This is a genomic window from Streptomyces sp. SID3343, from assembly GCF_009865215.1.
In the GTDB taxonomy this organism is placed as follows: Bacteria; Actinomycetota; Actinomycetes; order Streptomycetales; family Streptomycetaceae; genus Embleya.
This window is the reverse complement of record NZ_WWJX01000368.1, coordinates 1-17,507: the sequence shown is the minus strand read 5'-3', so window position 1 is coordinate 17,507 and position 17,507 is coordinate 1. Positions and strand designations below refer to the sequence as shown.

The window sequence follows — 17,507 nt, the reverse complement described above, 5'->3', positions numbered from 1 at the left end:
GGGCGGCCCGGGCGGCGAACGCGCCGAGCGTCTCGGGGGTCGCCAACTCGCCGATCCGGCCGATGCCCCGGCACGCCTGTGGGTCGGCCGGGGACGGGTCGAGCGGCGCGGTGACGGTGAGCCCGAGGGCGGCGGCGAGCGCGTCGGAGACCCCGGGCGCGGCCGAGTCGGCGTTGGTGTGGGCCACGTGCAACGCGCAGCCCCCGGTGATCAGCGAATGCACGACGCGGCCCTTGAAGCCGGTCGCGGCGACCGAGTGCACGCCGCGCAGGAACAGCGGATGGTGGGTGACCAAAAGATCGGCGCCGCGTGCGAGTGCCTCGTCGGCAACCGCCTGCGTGGGGTCGACCGCGAACATCACCGAGCGCACGTCGGCTTCGGGATCACCGCAGACGAGCCCGACCGCGTCCCAGGATTCGGCCCAATCGGGGTGGTAGATCCGTTCGAGGGCGGTGACGACGTCGGAGAGCTTGGGCACGAGGGCGAGATTACCCGGCCGCGCCGCCGGTCCGGATTCGGGCATCCGGGGCGGTCCGCGCGGACCCGGACGGCGAGTCTCGGTGAATCCTCGAAACGCGCCCCATCCGAGGGGTTTGTGCGGTAGGCAGGCTCGCACTGTCGTGCGACGACGAGGGGGACGACTGCGATGGTGCACTGTCTGTTGTGCGGCACGCCCTATGACTTGAACGACGCCTACTGCCCGGGCGAGCAATGCGGCACCGACCTGCACGGCCAACGAACGGGTGATCCGGCCTGCGCGGTCCAGGCGTGGTGTGAGCCGCGCCGGCTCACGGCCGCGCCCGGCGAAACGGTCATGGTGACCCTGACGCTGCGCAACGCGGGCAGTGCGCCGGACCGCTACGACCCGGAGATACCGCGCGACGTCGGCCGGCGGATCGGGCTGGACAGAACCGGCCCGCCCGATGTGTATCCGGGCGAGGAACGGGCCTGGACGATCGTCTACACGGTGCCGGTCGACGTCGAGGACTCGATCGCTCCGAGTGGTCTGTTCGGCCTCGGTGGGATGGACGCCGACGGCGGCAGTGCCTACGAGCAGACGTCGCACGTCGTCGAGGAGACCGACGTCGCGGTGCGGGTGGTCTCGGCGCGCGACATGCGGGTCTCGGCGCGCGCGCCGTTCTCGGTCCGGGTGGTGTCCACCGATCGCGACGACGATCGGGGCGGCCCCGCGCGCTCGCCGTCGGGACCCCCGGGCCCGTATCGCGACCGCGAGCATCGCAACGGCAGACGCGGGGCCCGAATAGCCGGGGCCGCCGTCGCGACGGTGGCCGCAATCGTGGTGGCGCTGCTCGTCGGCATGGCCATGGCCGGCTCGGACGGCAAGAGCAGGCCGGCCGCCGAGAGCACGGCGAACGGTACGGCGCGGCCCTCGACCACGTCCGGCGCCACGACCACGCCGACCGTCGAGGCGCCGGTGACCGGCACGCCGGACGAGACGGCCTCGGCGTCGGACTCCACATCGGCATCGCCGAGTACGAGTACGAGTACGAGTGCGCCGGGGAAGCTCACCGTGCCCGACGTCGTCGGCCGGACCGAGGCGCAGGGCGTCGCGATGCTGCGCGAGCGGGGATTTCGGCCGGCCGTCGTCGGCTCCGGCGGCACCGTCGTGTCGACCGATCCGAGTGCGGGCCGAAAGGTGGACCGGGACAAACCCGATGTCGTGGTGGTGATGTCGGGATCGGCCGCCTCGCCCGGTCCGCCGGCGACCACGGCCGCGCCCCCTCCCCTGCGGCAGACTCCCGTGCCCGCGGTCGTGGGGCGCTCCACGTCCGAAGCCCAGTCCCGACTTCAGGCGGTCGGCCTGGGCGTCGCGTTGGTCGAGGTGGAGAGTTCGACGACGCCGCCGGACACGGTCGTGCGCAGCAACCCGGGCGCGGGCCGGCTCGTCCCCGACGGCTCGACGGTGACCCTGACGATCGCGCGGGCCCCGGCTCCCGCCACGTCCGCGCCGCCGCCGGAAACGACCAAGGCGCCGGGCATCGTCGGACTCGCGGTCGACCGGGCCCGGGAACGCGTGCGTCTCGCGGGCCTCACCCTTGACGTCGACGACCCCCAGTCGAAGTGCACGGTCGCGAGCCAAAGCCCTCAGGAGGGCGCGGACGTCCGGGTGGGAGGTGCGGTGTCGGCCACGATGGCCACCGCCTGTGGGTAGTTCTGACGCTCCGTCAGGGCTACTGGCGTCCCTTGCCCCCGGTGCAATAACTTGCCTGAGTCAAGAAAGCGCGAGGGGAGAACGCTCATGCTGGACCTCACAGGTGCGTCCGCGATCGTGACCGGCGGGGCCTCCGGGCTCGGCGAGGCCACCGCACGCCGGCTCGCGGCCGGCGGTACCGCGGTCGTGATCGCGGACAAGAACCAGGAGCGCGGCAAGGCGGTCGCCGACGAGATCGGTGGCATCTTCGTCGCGACCGACGTCACGGACGAGGAGCAGGTACAGGCCGCCGTCGACGCGGCCGTCGCCGCCGCGCCGCTGCGCGCGCTGGTCTCGTGCGCCGGTACGGGGATGGCCACCAGGACGGTGGCCCGCGACGGGTCGCCGCACCCGCTGGCCTCCTTCGAGTTCATCGTCAGACTCAACCTGATCGGCACCTTCAACGCGATACGGCTGGCCGCCGCCGCGATGGCGCGGGTCGAGCCGCAGGCCGACAATGAGCGGGGCGCGATCGTGTGCACGGCGTCGGTCGCGGCGTTCGACGGCCAGATCGGGCAGGCGGCGTACGGCGCGTCCAAGGCCGGTGTCGCCGGCATGACCCTGCCGGTGGCGCGCGACCTTTCCGCGGTCGGCGTACGGGTCAACACGATCGCGCCGGGCACGATGGACACCGCGTTGTTCGCGGCGGCGCCGCAGTCGGTCAAGGACACGCTCGGGCAGCAGGTGCTGTTCCCCAAGCGGATGGGCGTGCCGGACGAGTTCGCGTCGCTCGCGTACGAACTGCTCACGAACAGCTACCTCAACGCGGAGGTCATCCGACTCGACGGCGGCATCCGCTTCCAGCCGAAGTAGCCGGCGCGGGCGCCGACCACCGCTGCCCTCGCGAGGGGGCGCGTTTTTCGCGGCGGCGGGTGGTTCGTTCCGGGGCGTGGTCTGTCGTTCCGGGGGCGTGGTCTGTTTCGGGACGTGCTCTGTTTCGGGATGTGGCCGCTCCGGGGTGTGGTTCGTTTCGATGTGTGGTGCGTTTCGGGGTGTGGTGCGTTTCGGGACGGGTGGACGCTTGGACGCCGACGCGCCGTCCGTGCGGGCGCGTTGTCCGTGCGGGTGCGCCGTCGGCGCGGGCGCGCTGTCCGCACGGACAGTTGCGCCGTCCGTACAGGCGGTCGCGCCGGGTGGGCGAGCGGGTTGCCTCGGGGCGGGATTCGCTTTCCGCTGAAGGGGAGGTATTCACCCCAGATCCTCAGGAATCGCTCGACTCCGGGCGCCCGTGGTGCGCGCCCCCACCCCGGAGATGTTGGGATGGGGGGCGTGAGCGACCCAACCTCCGCGTGGCGCCGGCCCGCGCCCGTGCGCCTGCCCTGGCTTCCGCCGCCGGTGCTCCGCGACTGCGCGATCGGCGGCGCGACCGCCCTGCTCGGCGTGCTCATGCTGTTCCTGGCCGACGCGTACGTGGATTGGGGCATCTGGCAACCCGCCGTGCCGCTGCGGCTTGTCCCGCTCGTCGCTCTGGCCGTCGCCGAGTGCCATCGCAGCACGTCACCGCGTTTCGCCCTCGCCCTGGGCACCGCGGCGGCCGTTGTCGACATCACGCTGGGCCCCTCGGTCGGCGGCCTGATCATGTGGTCGGACGTGCTGTACGCGGCTTCCGTGTACGGCAGTTCCCGGCTCGCGATCCGCCTGCTCTACGGCAACGGCCTGTTCGTCGCGGCCGCCGCCACGACCGCGTGGATCCTCTCGCGCGATCTGAGGGCCTTGACCCTCACGATCATCTACGTCGGACTGGTCGGGATCTCGCCGCTGTTGACCGGCATGTCGGTGCGCGAGCATCGGGAGAAGGCCGAGGTCGAGCGGTTGCGATCGGCGCAGACCGCGCGCCTGGCCGAACTCGACCACCAGGCGGCCGTGGCCGCCGAACGGGCCCGGATGGCCCGCGAGTTGCACGACGTGGTCGCCAACCACCTGAGCGCGGTCGCCGTCCAGTCCACCGCGGCACTGTCCGTCAAGAGCCTGGACGAGGCCCGCCTGCGCGAGACGCTGGAGGTCATCCGGGAGAGCAGCGTGCAGGGCCTGACCGAGATGCGCCGAATGATCGGCCTGCTGCGGTCGGACAACGCACCGGACGAACCCGTTTCGGTGCCTCGCCTGGCCGAGACGGATCGACTCGTCGAACACGTACGGAGGGCCGGGCTGACCGTGCACATCGAGGTGATCGGTGTCGTGCGCGAGTTGCCCACGCCGATCGACCTCGCGGCGTATCGCGTGGTTCAGGAGACCCTGACCAACGCGCTCAAGCACGCCGCCCCACAGGAGTTGCGGATGGTCTTCGCCTACCGTGCCGACGACGTGGTGATCACGAGCGAGAACGGCGTGGACCCCGAACACGTCACCCGCCTGCCGGGTGCCAAAGCGGGCCTGATCGGCATGGCCGAGCGGGTGTCGCTGCTCGGCGGCGCGTTCGAGGCGGGCCCGCGCGAGGGCCGGTGGCACGTACGAGCCGAACTCCCGTGCGGCGCCGACGTGGTGCTGGGCACACGACACGACAGTTCGTCGGAAGCGAAGGATGGAGCCGCGTGAACGGGATCGAACGGTTGCGGGTGCTGGTCGCCGAGGACCAGGCGGCGGTGCGGGCGGGCCTCGTGCTGATCCTCGACGCGGCGCCGGGCATCGAGGTGGTGGGGCAGGCCGCGAACGGCGAGGAGGCCGTCGCGCTGGCCCGTTCGCTGCGGCCCGACGTGGTCCTGATGGATATCCGGATGCCGCGCCTGGACGGCATCAGCGCCACTCGTGAGCTGACCGGGGAGGGGCTCGACGTCCTGGTGTTGACCACCTTCGACCTGGACGAGTACGTGTTCGGCGCGCTGCGCGCGGGCGCCGCGGGGTTCCTGCTCAAGACCGTCGAGGCCGATCGGCTCGTCGAGGCGGTCCGTCTGGTCGCGCGCGGCGACGGCTTCGTCGCGCCGGAGATCACCCGTCGGCTGATCTCCACGTTCGCGGCGCCCGAACGCCCGGAGGCGGGCGCCGTCCCCGAGGTGTCGGGCGAGGCGCTCGCGTCGTTGACCCCGCGCGAGCGGGACGTACTCGCCTGCCTGGGACGGGGTCTGTCCAACCATCAGATCGCCCGGGAGCTGAACATGGCGGAGGCCACCGCCAAGACCCACGTGAGTCGGATCCTGGCGAAACTGGGCCTGCGGAGCCGCGTTCAAGCGGCCATCCTGGCTCAGCCGAGGGCAACCGACCGGTAGCCCGATCAGCCCATTCCCAGCCGTTCGGTTTCTCCCGGTGCAGTGCGCTGACCTGCATCGATGGTGCAAGATGCGAAATATGCAGATCAACAGACCAACCAACCCCAAAGGCTGGCGACTTCACTCAAAGGGGTGAAGGGAGCCGCAACTCGTTGAGGTGCCGCGAACACGCTGCGTACGGTCATGCCGTCCCGCCGGGGGGAGCAATCCGGGGCGGGACGTCCGAGTCGACGACCGAGTGACAGCGGTCGATCGACAACCGTTTCCGGGCACTGGTCGGCGAACGCACCGCGCTTCGAGCGCACCGTGCCGCACCGACCAACGCGCGAGGGCGCAGTCGAGGGGGAGGTCCAGGGATGGCGACGACGACTCGTGGGCACCGTGCGGAGCGCACCGGCAGCCGCGGCGCGCCGGGAGCGAACCTGGTCGACCGCGTCCGGGCGGCGCTCGACCGACAGGCGGTCGGTGCCCGGCAACATCACCGCGACGTGGCCGATCGCGGCGTACCGGAGCGCGATGTACCGGAGCGCGATGTACGCGATCAGGACGTACCGGATCGTGCCGTACCGGACTGTGGCCTTCTCGGTCACGATGCGCCCGATCGTGGCGTTTTCGGTCGCGCCGACGGGGCTGTCCACGACTGGGATCTGCGCTCGGACGACTTCTGGTGCACGGTGCGACCCGCCGGCCACGCGGCCCGGGCCCAGGGCTGGAAGATCCACGTCAGCGCACGGACCGGCGATGCCTCGCGCGTGCTCGGCCGGGTCTGCGACGTCCTGCTGCCGCGCCGGGTGGCGTTCAAGTTCGCCGGCGACGTCGAACGGCTGCGGATGCTCAACTCCCGTGAGGCGGACCGGGCTTCGGCCGGGAAGTTCATCACGGTCTATCCCGACGACGACGAGCAGTTCATCGAGTTGGTGGACGCGCTCGACGAGGTGACGCGCGAATTGACCGGCCCCGGCATCCTGTCCGACCGCCCGTGTCGCCCCGGCAGCGTCGTGCACTACCGCTACGGGGGCTTCGCCCAGCGCGCCGTGCTCGGCAACGACGGCGGCTACCGCGCGGTGTTGACCGACCCCGACGGGAGCAGCGTCCACGACACCCGCGAGGCGTGGTTCACCCCACCGCCGTGGGCGCCCGACCCACTCGTCGAGCGGGCTGCCCGGGCGACGACGCCCGCAGCCGGCGCGCCGGGGCCCGCGGGCGTCCTGATCGCCGGCCGGTTCGCCGTCACCGCGGCGCTGCGGCACTCGGCCAAGGGCGGCGTGTTCCTCGGCAAGGACACGACCGACGACAACGAGGTCGTGGTCAAGCAGGCCCGCGCACACATCGAGGTGGACCGCTCGGGACGCGACGCGTGCGCCGCGCTGCGCCACGAGGCGACCGTCATGCAGCGGCTCGCCCACACCGGGGTGACGCCCCGTCACATCGCACTCGTGGAAGAGGCGGAGACCATCTTCCTGGCGCAGGAGCGGGTACCCGGCGTGCCGTTGCGCGCATGGGTGTCGCAGCACGCGCTCGATCCCGACGTGCCGTGGCCGATCGCGCGTCCTGTCGTCGAGGGGCTCGTTCGTCTCGTGGCCACCGTGCACGGCGAGGGCTTGGTCGTGCGCGACCTGTCGCCGTCGAACGTGTTGGTCGCGCCGGACGGCTCGCTACGCCTGGTGGACCTCGAACTGACCGCCGAGATCGGCTCCCGGGCCGGCGCGGCGGGCACACCCGGCTATCGCGCGCCGGAGCAGCGCGGCGCGACCGCGGGCGTCCACACGGTGGCGCCGTCGGCGGATCTGTACAGCCTGGGCGGGTTGTTCTTCCTGCTCGCGACCGGGTCGGACCCCGCACTGCCAGAGGACGTGGGGACCAGTCGCGACACCGACGAGCGGCTCGGCGCGTGGCTGGACTTGGCGGCGCGGCACGGGGCGACGGCTCGGCGGCTCGCGCCGGCGATCCGGGGTCTGTGGCACGAGGATCCTCCTGCGCGGTGGTCGGCGGAGCGGTTGGCCGCGTTCGTGGCGGGGCTGGGGAAGGACGCTGCGGATGTCGGCGGCGGTGTTGTCGATGCCGATGTTGTGAGCGGTGTTGGGGGTGCCGATGCCGCGGGTGGTGTCGGCGCGATTGGTGTCGACGGCGGGGCCGGTGTCGAAGTCGCGACTGGTGTCGACGGTGTGACTGGTGTCGGCGGTGTGACTGGTGTCGGCGGTGTGGCTGGTGTCGGCGGAGCTGGTGTCGACGGTGACGCCCTGATCGGTCGGCAGGACGAGCCCGACGGGCCGCGGCCGCATCCCGATACCGAGGGCGACAAGGTCCCGCCGCATCCGCAGCCGCCGGAGGACGACCCGGTCCTGCTCGACGGACTCGCCCACCTGGTCGCGACCATGACGCCGGGCCGGGTGGACCGGCTCTGGCCGATGACGGCGGGCGCCGCGGCGATGGACCCGTGCAGCGTGCAGTACGGCGCGGCCGGCGTGCTCGGCGTGCTGGCTCGGGCCGCGCACACCACGACGTTGGAGCCGCGGCTGCGCTACGCGCTGCATCGCGCGGTGGAGGACGGTGCGACGTGGCTGCGCGATCGGGCCGCGGCCGAACCCGTGGTGTTGCCGGGGCTGTACTTCGGCCGCTCGGGCGCCGCGTGGGCCCTCTACGACGCCGCGTCCCTGCTGGGTGACGAGCAACTGGCCGCGTATGCGATCGAGTCGGCCCTGCGGGTGCCGATCGCGTGGCCCAATCCCGACGTGTGCCACGGCGCCGCCGGGGCCGGGCTCCTGCAGGTCAGGATGTGGCGCGCCACCGGGGACGAGCGCTTTCGGCAGCGCACCGTCGCGTGTGCCGACGCGTTGCTCGGCGCCGCCCGACGGGCCGGCGACCTGACCTTGTGGCCGGTGCCGAAGGACTTCGACTCGCGGTTGGCCGGCGCCGCGCATCTGGGCTTCGCCCACGGTGTCGCCGGCGTGGGCGCGTTCCTGCTCGACGCGGCGCGGGCAACGGGGCGCGAAGGCTACCTCGACGGGGCCGAAGCCGCGGCCCGGACACTGGCCCGGACCGCGCGGGTGCAGGGCGACACCGCGTGGTGGCCGCAGGGGCCGGGCGATCCTGCGGGCGTACGACTGGCGTACTGGTGCAACGGTGCCGCAGGCGTGGGCACCTTCCTGATCCGGTTGTGGAGCGCGGACGGCGACCCGCGGCACCGCGAACTCGCCGAGCAGGCGGGCGCCGCGGTGCGGCGGGCCCGGTGGCACTCGGGGACGACGACATGCCACGGACTGGCCGGCAACGGCGAGTTCCTGCTCGACCTCGCCGAGTCGCTCGGCGACGTGACCTATCGCGCCTGGGCCGAGGAGCTCGCGGAGCAACTGCGCGCGCGTACCGCGCTGATCGACGGCCTGCGGGTCCCGGCCGACGAGACCGCGATCGGCACGTCGGCCTCGTACGGGACGGGCACGGCGGGTGTGGTCGGGTTCCTGCTGCGGCTCGGCCACGGCGGCGCCCGGCTGTGGCTGGACGGGGAGGACGCGTGAACACGATGGTGACGACTCGGCCGCTGCGGCGGATCAGTTGGTCGTTCTCGACCGACGGCGGACACGCCGCGTGCCTGGCCACCCCGGGCGACGGCACGTGGCGGGTCGAGTCGTGGTCACTGCTTCCGGGGCGCGCGAGCGGCGGGCTGCCGGTGGGGACGGGTGCCGGCGAGCGCCTGCACACGCAGTTGCTCGCGCTGCCCGACGGGCGGGTGCTGGTGTGCCGGCACGAACCGGGGCGACACGACATCGCGATCCTGGAGGCGGACGAGGCGGGCAGCGAACGGCTGTTGACCACGGTCCGCCTGCCCGGCCTGCGCCTGATCCCCTATCCGGGCTCCGACGCGCTCGCGATCGCGCTCGGCGCCGACACGACGCCGTCGACGACGGTGTGGCTGGTCCGCGAGGACGGCCGTCTCGACGCCGTGGCCGAGTTGTCGGGCCTGTACAGCGGTGGAGTCTGGCTCGATCCGGGCGGGCGGCGGCTCGCCGTGGACGAGGTACGGGGCGGGCGGATCAAGACCGTCGCGCTCGACCTGGACACCGCGACGGTGCGGCCGTTCCTGGAACTGACCGACGAGAGCAACGACCGGTTGCTGCTGTGCGATCCGGTCGGCGGGCTGCTCGTGATCGCGAGCGACGCGCCGGGATCGGATCGGCTCGGCTGGATCCGGCTGCCCGCCGATCGCGCGCAGCCCCCGGGGCAGGTGCGCTTCCCCGAGGTCGTACACGTGCCGGACGCGCAGATTCGGCCGATCGCGATCGCGCCGGACGGTCGGCGGGTCGCCCTCCAGCTGGATCGTGGCGCGACGTCGCGGCTCGCGGTGTGGGCCCCCGAGGACGGCACGATGACGGAGGTGGCGACGCCGGAGGGCTGCCTGGGCGCGGTCGGCCGGTGGACCGGGCCGGGGTTGCGGATCCCGTTCTCCGCGCCGGATCGGCCCGGTTGCCTGGCTCGCCTGGACCCGGACGAGCCGGGCTCGTGGCGTCAGGACGGCGAGCCCGGCCCGTTCATCGGGTTCGACGGCGCGGACCGGCCGACCTGGCGGCCCGCGCACTTGGAGTTGCTCGTCGGCGGCACGGGGCCGGTGGAATCGATCGTCTACGGCGGGCCCGACTGGCGCGGGGCCGAGCACGTACTGCTCGCGCTGCACGGCGGGCCGGCGGCGGCGTGGCGGTTCGAGTTCGATCCGCTGTTGCAGCGGCTCGCGTCGGCGGGGATCGCGGTGGTCGCGCCCAATCAGCGTGGCAGCACGGGCTACGGCGCGCGGTTCGCCCGCGAGTTGCACGGCGCGTGGGGCGGCCCGGACCTCGCGGACATCACCGCGATCGGCCGCACGCTGGGCGCCGAGCGGGCCGCGTTCGGGCTGGGGCCGCCGGCCTTGTTCGGGGTGAGCTACGGGGCCTACCTGGCGTTGCTCGCGGCGGCGTTCGCGCCGAACGTGTGGTCGCGGGCACTCGCGGTCGCGCCGTTCCTGTCCGGGCCGCGGTTGATCGCCGAGGCGTCGTTGCCCGTTCGCGCGCTGATGACGCGGTTGGGGGGCGAGGTCGAGTACGCGGACGAGCTCGGGCCGCGCGACGTGGTCGCGGTGTGCGAGCGGATCAGGGTGCCGCTGCTGTTCGTCCACGGGGACCGGGACGACACGATCCCGGTCGGCCAGTCCCGAACCCTGCGCCACACGCTGCTGCGACACGGGCGCGGCGAGGGCACCGATTTTCGCTACCTGGAGCTTCCCGGTCTGGGCCACGAGGTCTTGACCGGGGATGGGGCACCCGATCTGCACGCGCGCCTGACCGGTTTCCTGCAAACCGGTCGGGTGTGACGACGGGGGGCACTGCCCTGCACGATCCGCCGCGGGTGGTTTGCCGCCGCGGTGGTGGCACGGTTTCGCATCCGAATCCGGGTGCGGAGGGGGCCGGATCCGTTCGTGACCGTTCGAATCCGTTCCTGTTCTCATTGATCCGAAGGAGAAACACCATGGAATACCTCGAGACCGACCTCGCCGCCCTGCAGCAGCTCCCCGAGACCGAGTCCGTCGAGCTGGGCGGCCACGGCGGTGGGGGCTGTCAGTTCACCTGCCTGCTGGTCACCTGCCTGATCTTCACGATCAGCTAGTAGGCGGCGGATCGACCCGCGACCGGGAGTTCCTGCCGGAATCAGGAGCTCCCGGTCTCCGGGCGTGGCCCCGACCGCGGGGCGTAGCGGACAGCATCGCAACCGCGACGGCTGCGGCCAAGGGCCGGCGCGGGCACGGCTTGCGGGGCGTCGGGCTTTCCGGATCGTGGCCGGGTGGGCGCGCGCGTCGCGATCCGTGCCTGTGCATCGCTTCCGCGTCGGGTGGTTGGGGCGCGCTCCCCTGCTTGGGCGGGTGTGCGTTGCTTCCCTTCGCGGGCGGGTGTCGTTGCTTCCGTGTCGGGGCGGGTGTGCGTTGCTTTTCCTGCTCCGGCGGGTGTGCGTTGCTGCCGTGTCCGGGCAGTTGCGTCGCTTCCTTGTCCGGGTGATCGCATCGCTTCCCTGCCCACGCGGGTGTGCATCGCTTCCGTATCCGGGCGATTCGACGTTCGAGACGTGCGTTCGGGACCGTGTCATCGAAACCGTGTATTCGAGGAGTCACGCTGTGGCCGATGCTCCGATAGCCACGCAAGCCGCTTCGGATCCGGCGGATCTCACCGGCACCGGCATGCGTTCGGCCCTGCGGGTCGCGCCCGGTGCCACCCTCACGCTCGCGCTCGCCGTGCCGATCGGCTCGATCGCCGCGCTGCTGTTGCCCGCAGCCGTCGGCGGGTCCGTGAACGCCGTGGTACGCGGCGAGTCCGCCGCCGGGCCCACGCTGCGGCTCGTGGCCGTGCTCGTGCTCGCATTGCTCGCGGGGCTCCTGGTCGAGATCGCCGGGCCCGGGCTCGCCGCCGAATCGACCGCGCGGTTGCGCCGTCGGCTCGCGGTACAGGTCACCGACCTGGGGACGGGCGCGCGAAACCCTTTTGCCGGCGGCGATGTGACGTCTCGTCTGGTGGGCGCGGCACCGGACGCGGCCGGCCTGGTACCCGCGCTGCTCGGGACGCTCGGCGCGCTCGTGACCTCGATCGGCGGGATCGTCGCGCTCGCCCTGATCGATCCGTGGCTCGCCCTCGCGTTCCTGGGCGGATTGCTGCCGGGTCTGGTCGTGGTACGCCTGTTCATGACCCGGGCGACGGACTTGTTCACGCGCTATCAGGTGGTACAGGGCAGCCTCGCGGCCCGGCTCACCGACGCGCTCGCGGGCGCCCGGACGATTCGCGCGTGTGGCACGCGAGACCGCGAGATCGCCCGGATCCTGGCCCCGCTGCCCGAGTTGTCGGCGGCGGGACACGGCCTGTGGCGGGCCCAACGCAGCGCGGTGGCCCAGGTGTTGCTGCTCGCACCGGTGGTCGAGTTGACCGTGTTGGCGGTCGCGGGGTGGCTGCTGGCCGAGGGGCGGATCGCGCCGGGCGCGCTGGTCGCGGCGGCGGGCTACGCGGCATTGGGGCTGGGGTTCCTGGAGCAGGTCGAGGCACTCGTGGGGGTCGCGCACGCCCGAGCGGGGCGCGCGCGGGCGGCCGAGTTGTTGGCGGTAACCCCGGCCGCGTACGGCACGGCACGGACTTTGCCGCCGGGCGGCGGTGAGTTGACGTTCCGCGGGGTGAGCGTGCGCAGTTCGGACGGCACGCGCTCGGTGCTGGACGGCATCGACCTGACGGTGCCGCCGGGGGCGTGCGTGGCTCTGGTGGGCGCTTCCGGGTCGGGCAAGTCGACGCTGGCCGCGCTCGTGGGTCGGTTGCGCGAACCGGACGAGGGCGACGTGTTGCTCGACGGCCTCGTGGTGACTCGGCTGGCGCGCGGCGAGTTGCGGCGCGGGGTCGCGTACGCGTTTCCGCGGCCGGTGCTGCTTGGTGCGGATGTCGGGCAGGCCCTCGCGTACGGACGGCCGGGGGCGGGAGCGGACGCGGTGGCGGACGCGGCGCGGATGGCATACGCCGACGACTTCGTCCGACGGCTGCCCGACGGCTACGCGACGGCTACCGCCGGGCTCGCCCTGTCCGGCGGCGAGGTCCAACGCCTCGGCTTGGCACGGGCGTTGGTGCAGGATGCCCGCGTACTGGTCCTCGACGACGCGACCAGCGGCCTGGACACGGTCACCGAACACCGCATCCACGAGGCGTTCCGCCGAGACCTGACCGGCCGCACCAGAGTGGTCGTCGCCCACCGCGCAACGGCGGCGGCGGACGCGGACTTCGTGGCCTGGCTGGACGCCGGCCGCATCAGAGCCGTGGGCACCCACGCGGAACTGTGGAGCGACCGGGCCTACCGCGCGATCTTCGCAACGGGAGATACCGAAGGAATGAGCCTCGCCGAAGGCACGGGGCTTGCCGGAGGAGCGGGGTTCGCCGGTGGAGCGGGTGCCCAGGGTCGGAAGGGCGACGGGTGAGCGGGCGCGTCGGCGGGGGTGTGGGGGCCGGGGTGGGCTTGACGGTGCGGTCGGGTGGGCGCCGGGTCGAAGCGTTGGGCATTCGGACCGCGTTGCCGGCGCGACCCGGGCTACGGGGTGGCCGACGACGCAAGGACGGCCGCCGACACGGGATGCACCAAGGGGACGGAGTTTGCCGGAGGCGCGGGTGGAGCGGGTGCCCAGGGTCGGAAGGGCGATGGGTGAGCGGGCGCGTGGGCGGGGTGTGCGGGGTGGACTTGACGGTGCGGTCGGGTGGGCGCCGGTCGAAGCGTTGGGCATTTGGACCGCGTTGCCGGCACGACCCGGGCTACGGGGTGGCCGACACGGTAGGGACGGCCGCCGACACGGGATGCAGCAAGGGCACGGAGTTCGCCGGAGGCACGGGTGGAGCGGGTGCTCAGGGCCGGAAGGGCGACGGGTGACTGGGCACGTGGGCGTGGTGTGGGGCCGGGGTGGACTTGATGGTGCGGTCGGGCGGGCGCCGGGTCGCATTCGGACCGCGTTGCCGGCACGACCCGGGCTACGGGGTGGCCGACGACGCGAGGACGGCCGCCGACACAGGATGCACCAGGGGCGCGGGGCTTGCCGGAGGCATGTCGCCTGCCCGAGGGCTCCGAGAGCAAGGCGAGGCCTGGCGGATGTGCCGAGGCCGAAAGGGGACGGCCGATGAACGACGTACCTGAAGCGGGATCCGACGACACCGCCGAGCCGGGCCGACCGCGACGGAGATTGGTGTGGGGTGACGGTGGGTTGCCTTCTCCCCTTGGCGCCGGATATGGGGGAACGGATACCGCGCCGGTAGCCGACGACAGCCCGCCCGCCGAGCGTGCTGCGGGTGGGTCGGGACGGCGATCGATCGTGCCCGGGGACGAATGCTTACGCGACGCGAGGGTCCGGCCCGCGCCGACCGGGCGGCGACGCCGGGTCGAACCCGGCGACGTGGAAGCGGACTTCGCCGACGTCGCGGCCGAACCGACCACCCGGCGGCGGCGATGGACCGCGTGGCGATTTTGGTCCGCTCCCGTACGCGACGTGGCGTCCGACGACGAGATTGCTCGATCGGCCGGGGTTCCTGCGGCGCGTGAACCGACGCGTGGTGAGACCGGCACCGATCGGCCCGCGAATCCGGGTCGAGGCAGGGGCCAGGGCCGGGGTCGCCGTCGCCGGGGGGCGGCCCGGGAAGGACTGGGCCCACCCGTCGACGATTCGGGCCCCGACACGGTGGGGGCGAACGGGTCGCGCCCGGGTGTCACCGACCCCGGGCCGCCGGCCGCCACCCACGGCCTCGGCGCCGAACCGGCTCCACCGACGACCGACAGCGCTCGCCCCGTCCGACGACACCGACGCACGACCGGCCCCCGGGAAGTCCCCGCCACCGGTCGGCTCGGTGGCAGCCGACGCCGACGCCGCAAGGGCCGGAACACGCGTCCCGCGGAGGCCGTCGACCGCACCGTGGACCCGGAATTGCCGGCCTTCGTCGAGGACCCGATCTTCACGTCCACGGCGGAGACGGACCGGCGCCGGCGAAGCCGAGCACGGCGAGCAGCGGAGCGCGCCGAAGCCGAAGCGTCCACGCCCGCCGCTGCCGCTCCCGAGGAGGAGGGCGAGGACGAGAATGAACGGATCATCGGCGACGGCCGCCTCGGACGGCGGAGAGACCGAGCAGTGGACCCGGCCCGGCGCTTCGAGTCCGGGTCGGCCATCGAGGTCGACGCGAATCCGGATCCGGATCGGAATGGGGACGCCTCGGTCGACGCCGAGAACTCGATGCCCGCCCGGGTGGACGGCTCCGGACAGCGGCGGCAGCCGACTCAGGCCGCTCATGCAGCGAAGCGCACCGAAGCCCGTCCGGATTCAGGCACCACTGAGAACAGGCTGATCACCACGGACGGCCGGCTCGATGTGCGCTTCGAGGCCCGGCCGGCCGTCGACCGGGGCCCGAACCCGGATTCGAACGTCTCCGCCGACGCCGGGAACGCGACGCCCACCGGAGGCAGCCGGATGGGGCGACGACGATCTCGGAACACGCGCGGAGTCGAGCGCATCGAAGTCGACCGCGAGGACCCCCGTACGCGGGGAGCCGGCACACCGGTCGACAGCGAGCCCGGGTGGCGCCGCCGAAGCCGAGCGAGGCGAGCGGCGGCACGTGCCGAAGCCGAATCGGCCGCTGCCGAAGTCGGGGACCCCACACTCGACGCGCGGGACTCGGATCACTCCACGAACGTCGATTCCGCGTCGGGGCCCGAACAGGAGGTACGGCCTGCTGATCACACGGTCGGTGCAGCGGAGTCGGGCCCCACTGCGGATGGGGGTTCGCTGGCGGACGTCGAAACGCACGAGCCAGGTCCTGAATTCGAACGTTCGCGACGAAACCCGACCGACTCGCACACCACCTCTTCCACTGCCCCGAACATCCTGCGCCGCAGCACACCCTCGGCCGACACCGACCCCCGACAGCGAGTGCCCGGCCCGCCGACAGGGTCGTCGAAGCCGGACACCGACGACCCGCGCCTGAGCCGTACAACCGACGACAACGACCGCCCCCTCGCACCCGACACCGCCTCTCCGAGCGCGCCGCCGGCGCGGGGAGTTCGCGGCGGATCGACGCTGTCCACCCGCCCTGGCGAGCCCGAACCGAGAGGCTCCGGCAACCGGATCATCGGCAGTGCGCACGACAGCGTGGACCGGCCACCCGCGTCCGACACCAACCCTCTCGGACGGTGGCCGACGCGGGGGGTTCGCGGCCGGCCACCACAATCCCCGGAGCACGCGATCTCCGGCACCCCGGACATGGACCCCGCATCCGCCGGCGAAACGCGGCTGCCACCCTGCGGCGGCGCCTCCCCCGTGGGAGCGCCACCGCCGTGGGAACCCCGTAGTCGGTCGACACCGCCCACGGCCCCCGACGAGGCCGGCCCGGATCGCTCCGACAACCGGGTCGCAGACGGTACGCATGACAGCCACGACCGCCCGCCCGCGTCCGAAACAAAGACTCTGCCCGGGGTACCGACGTGGGAGGCGTCCGGCCGGTCGACACCACCGACCGCGGCCTCCGACGAGGCCGCCGCGAAGAGCGCCGGTGAACAGGTCGTAGGCGATGCGCACAGGGGCTGGGACCGCCCACCCGCGTCCGACACGGGCGCCGTCGGTGGCGTGCCAGGGTGGGATGTACGTTCCACACCACCCACGGCCCCCGACGAGGCCGCCCCGGATGGGGCCGGCGACCGGGTCGAACGCAGTCACTACGACGGCCCGGACCGCTCGCCCGCTTCCCACGCCCAAGGGCAGGACGAGGAGCCGGCGCGGGAGGCGCGCGGCCGGTCGACACCGCCCGCACCACCCCGCGAGGCCGCCTTGGATGGCTCCCGCGACCGGGTCGCAGGCGATGCGTACGAGAGCCACGACCGCCCGCGGGCGACCGACGCCGAGGCTCCGGGCGGAATGGCAGCGCGGGAGGCGCGTGGCCGGTCGACACCGCCTGCGGCTCCCGACGAGGCCGCCGGCGAGGGGGTCGGCGACTGGGTCGCTCATCGTGCGTACGAAGTCCCGGACCGCTCGCTCGCGTTCGAGACCCCAGATCCGGACGGAACGCCGGCGTGGGGGGCGCCCAACTGGTCGACACCGGCCTCAGACCCCTACGGGGCCGCCTCGGATGGGCCCGGCGGCTCGGTCGCAGGGGGTGTGTTCGGCGGTGGGGATCGCTCCCGCGCGCTTGACGCCCAGGGTCCGGACGGGGTGGCGGCGTGGGAGGTGCGTGGTCGATCGACGCCGGCTCCCGGCCCCGACGAGGTCACGGCGGAGAGCGCCGGCGGCTCGGTCACAGGGGATGTGTTCGACGGTGGGGATCGCTCCCGCGCGCTTGGCGCCCAGGGTCCGGATGGGGTGGCGGCGTGGGAGGTGCGTGGTCGGTCGACACCGGCCGCGGCCGCTCGTGAGGCCGCCTCAGATGGGCCCGGTGGCTCCGTCGCAGGGGTTGTGTTCGGCGGTGGGGATCGCTCGTCCGTGGCCGATGCGGGGGCACTGGACGACGTGGCGGGGTGGGAGGTGCGTGGTCGGTCGACGCCGGCTCCCGGCCTCGACGAGGTCACGGCGGAGAGCGCCGGCGGCTCGG

Annotated in this window: 9 protein-coding genes; 8 read left to right on the top strand and 1 reads right to left on the bottom strand. The window is 73.2% G+C overall.

The features are described 5' to 3' along the window. A partial coding sequence (locus GT354_RS12265; protein ID WP_161356328.1) for a Nif3-like dinuclear metal center hexameric protein occupies nucleotides 1-478 on the bottom strand: 478 nt, incomplete at its 3' end. 168 nt (nucleotides 479-646) lie between these two features. Here GT354_RS12265 and GT354_RS12260 point away from each other — a divergent pair. The 8 genes from GT354_RS12260 to GT354_RS12225 all read left to right on the top strand — a co-directional run bounded on the left by GT354_RS12260 (nucleotide 647) and on the right by GT354_RS12225 (nucleotide 13,375). Continuing rightward, nucleotides 647-2,173 (top strand): PASTA domain-containing protein, encoded by a 1,527-nt coding sequence (locus GT354_RS12260; RefSeq protein WP_161356326.1) that lies wholly within the window; start codon nucleotides 647-649, stop codon nucleotides 2,171-2,173. Nucleotides 2,174-2,260: 87 nt separating this feature from the next. After that, nucleotides 2,261-3,025, top strand: a complete 765-nt coding sequence (locus tag GT354_RS12255) for an SDR family NAD(P)-dependent oxidoreductase (RefSeq protein WP_202511803.1) — start codon at nucleotides 2,261-2,263, stop codon at nucleotides 3,023-3,025. Nucleotides 3,026-3,481: 456 nt separating this feature from the next. Next, complete coding sequence (locus GT354_RS12250) at nucleotides 3,482-4,747, top strand: histidine kinase (protein WP_346011994.1); 1,266 nt, start codon at nucleotides 3,482-3,484, stop codon at nucleotides 4,745-4,747. Next, nucleotides 4,744-5,415: a response regulator transcription factor gene (locus tag GT354_RS12245; RefSeq protein WP_161356324.1), complete on the top strand. Its 672-nt coding sequence runs from the start codon at nucleotides 4,744-4,746 to the stop codon at nucleotides 5,413-5,415. The genes GT354_RS12250 and GT354_RS12245 overlap by 4 nt, the downstream gene beginning before the upstream one ends. A 356-nt stretch (nucleotides 5,416-5,771) precedes the next feature. Beyond that, entirely contained in the window at nucleotides 5,772-8,930 is a 3,159-nt protein-coding gene (gene lanL / locus GT354_RS12240; RefSeq protein WP_161356323.1) for a class IV lanthionine synthetase LanL, read from the top strand. Nucleotides 8,931-8,935: 5 nt separating this feature from the next. Next, entirely contained in the window at nucleotides 8,936-10,753 is a 1,818-nt protein-coding gene (locus tag GT354_RS12235) for an alpha/beta fold hydrolase (RefSeq protein WP_237534650.1), read from the top strand. Nucleotides 10,754-10,908: 155 nt separating this feature from the next. Continuing rightward, nucleotides 10,909-11,046 (top strand): VenA family class IV lanthipeptide, encoded by a 138-nt coding sequence (locus tag GT354_RS12230; protein ID WP_161356319.1) that lies wholly within the window; start codon nucleotides 10,909-10,911, stop codon nucleotides 11,044-11,046. A gap of 502 nt (nucleotides 11,047-11,548) precedes the next feature. Then, nucleotides 11,549-13,375, top strand: a complete 1,827-nt coding sequence (locus tag GT354_RS12225) for an ABC transporter ATP-binding protein (RefSeq protein ID WP_161356318.1) — start codon at nucleotides 11,549-11,551, stop codon at nucleotides 13,373-13,375. Nucleotides 13,376-17,507: the final 4,132 nt, after the last annotated feature.

Coding starts and splice junctions, on each gene's coding strand:
- GT354_RS12235 (WP_237534650.1), top strand. CDS start 8,936: ATGGTGACGACTCGGCCGCTGCGGCGGATCAGTTGGTCGTTCTCGACC.
- GT354_RS12255 (WP_202511803.1), top strand. CDS start 2,261: ATGCTGGACCTCACAGGTGCGTCCGCGATCGTGACCGGCGGGGCCTCC.
- GT354_RS12260 (WP_161356326.1), top strand. CDS start 647: ATGGTGCACTGTCTGTTGTGCGGCACGCCCTATGACTTGAACGACGCC.
- lanL (WP_161356323.1), top strand. CDS start 5,772: ATGGCGACGACGACTCGTGGGCACCGTGCGGAGCGCACCGGCAGCCGC.
- GT354_RS12230 (WP_161356319.1), top strand. CDS start 10,909: ATGGAATACCTCGAGACCGACCTCGCCGCCCTGCAGCAGCTCCCCGAG.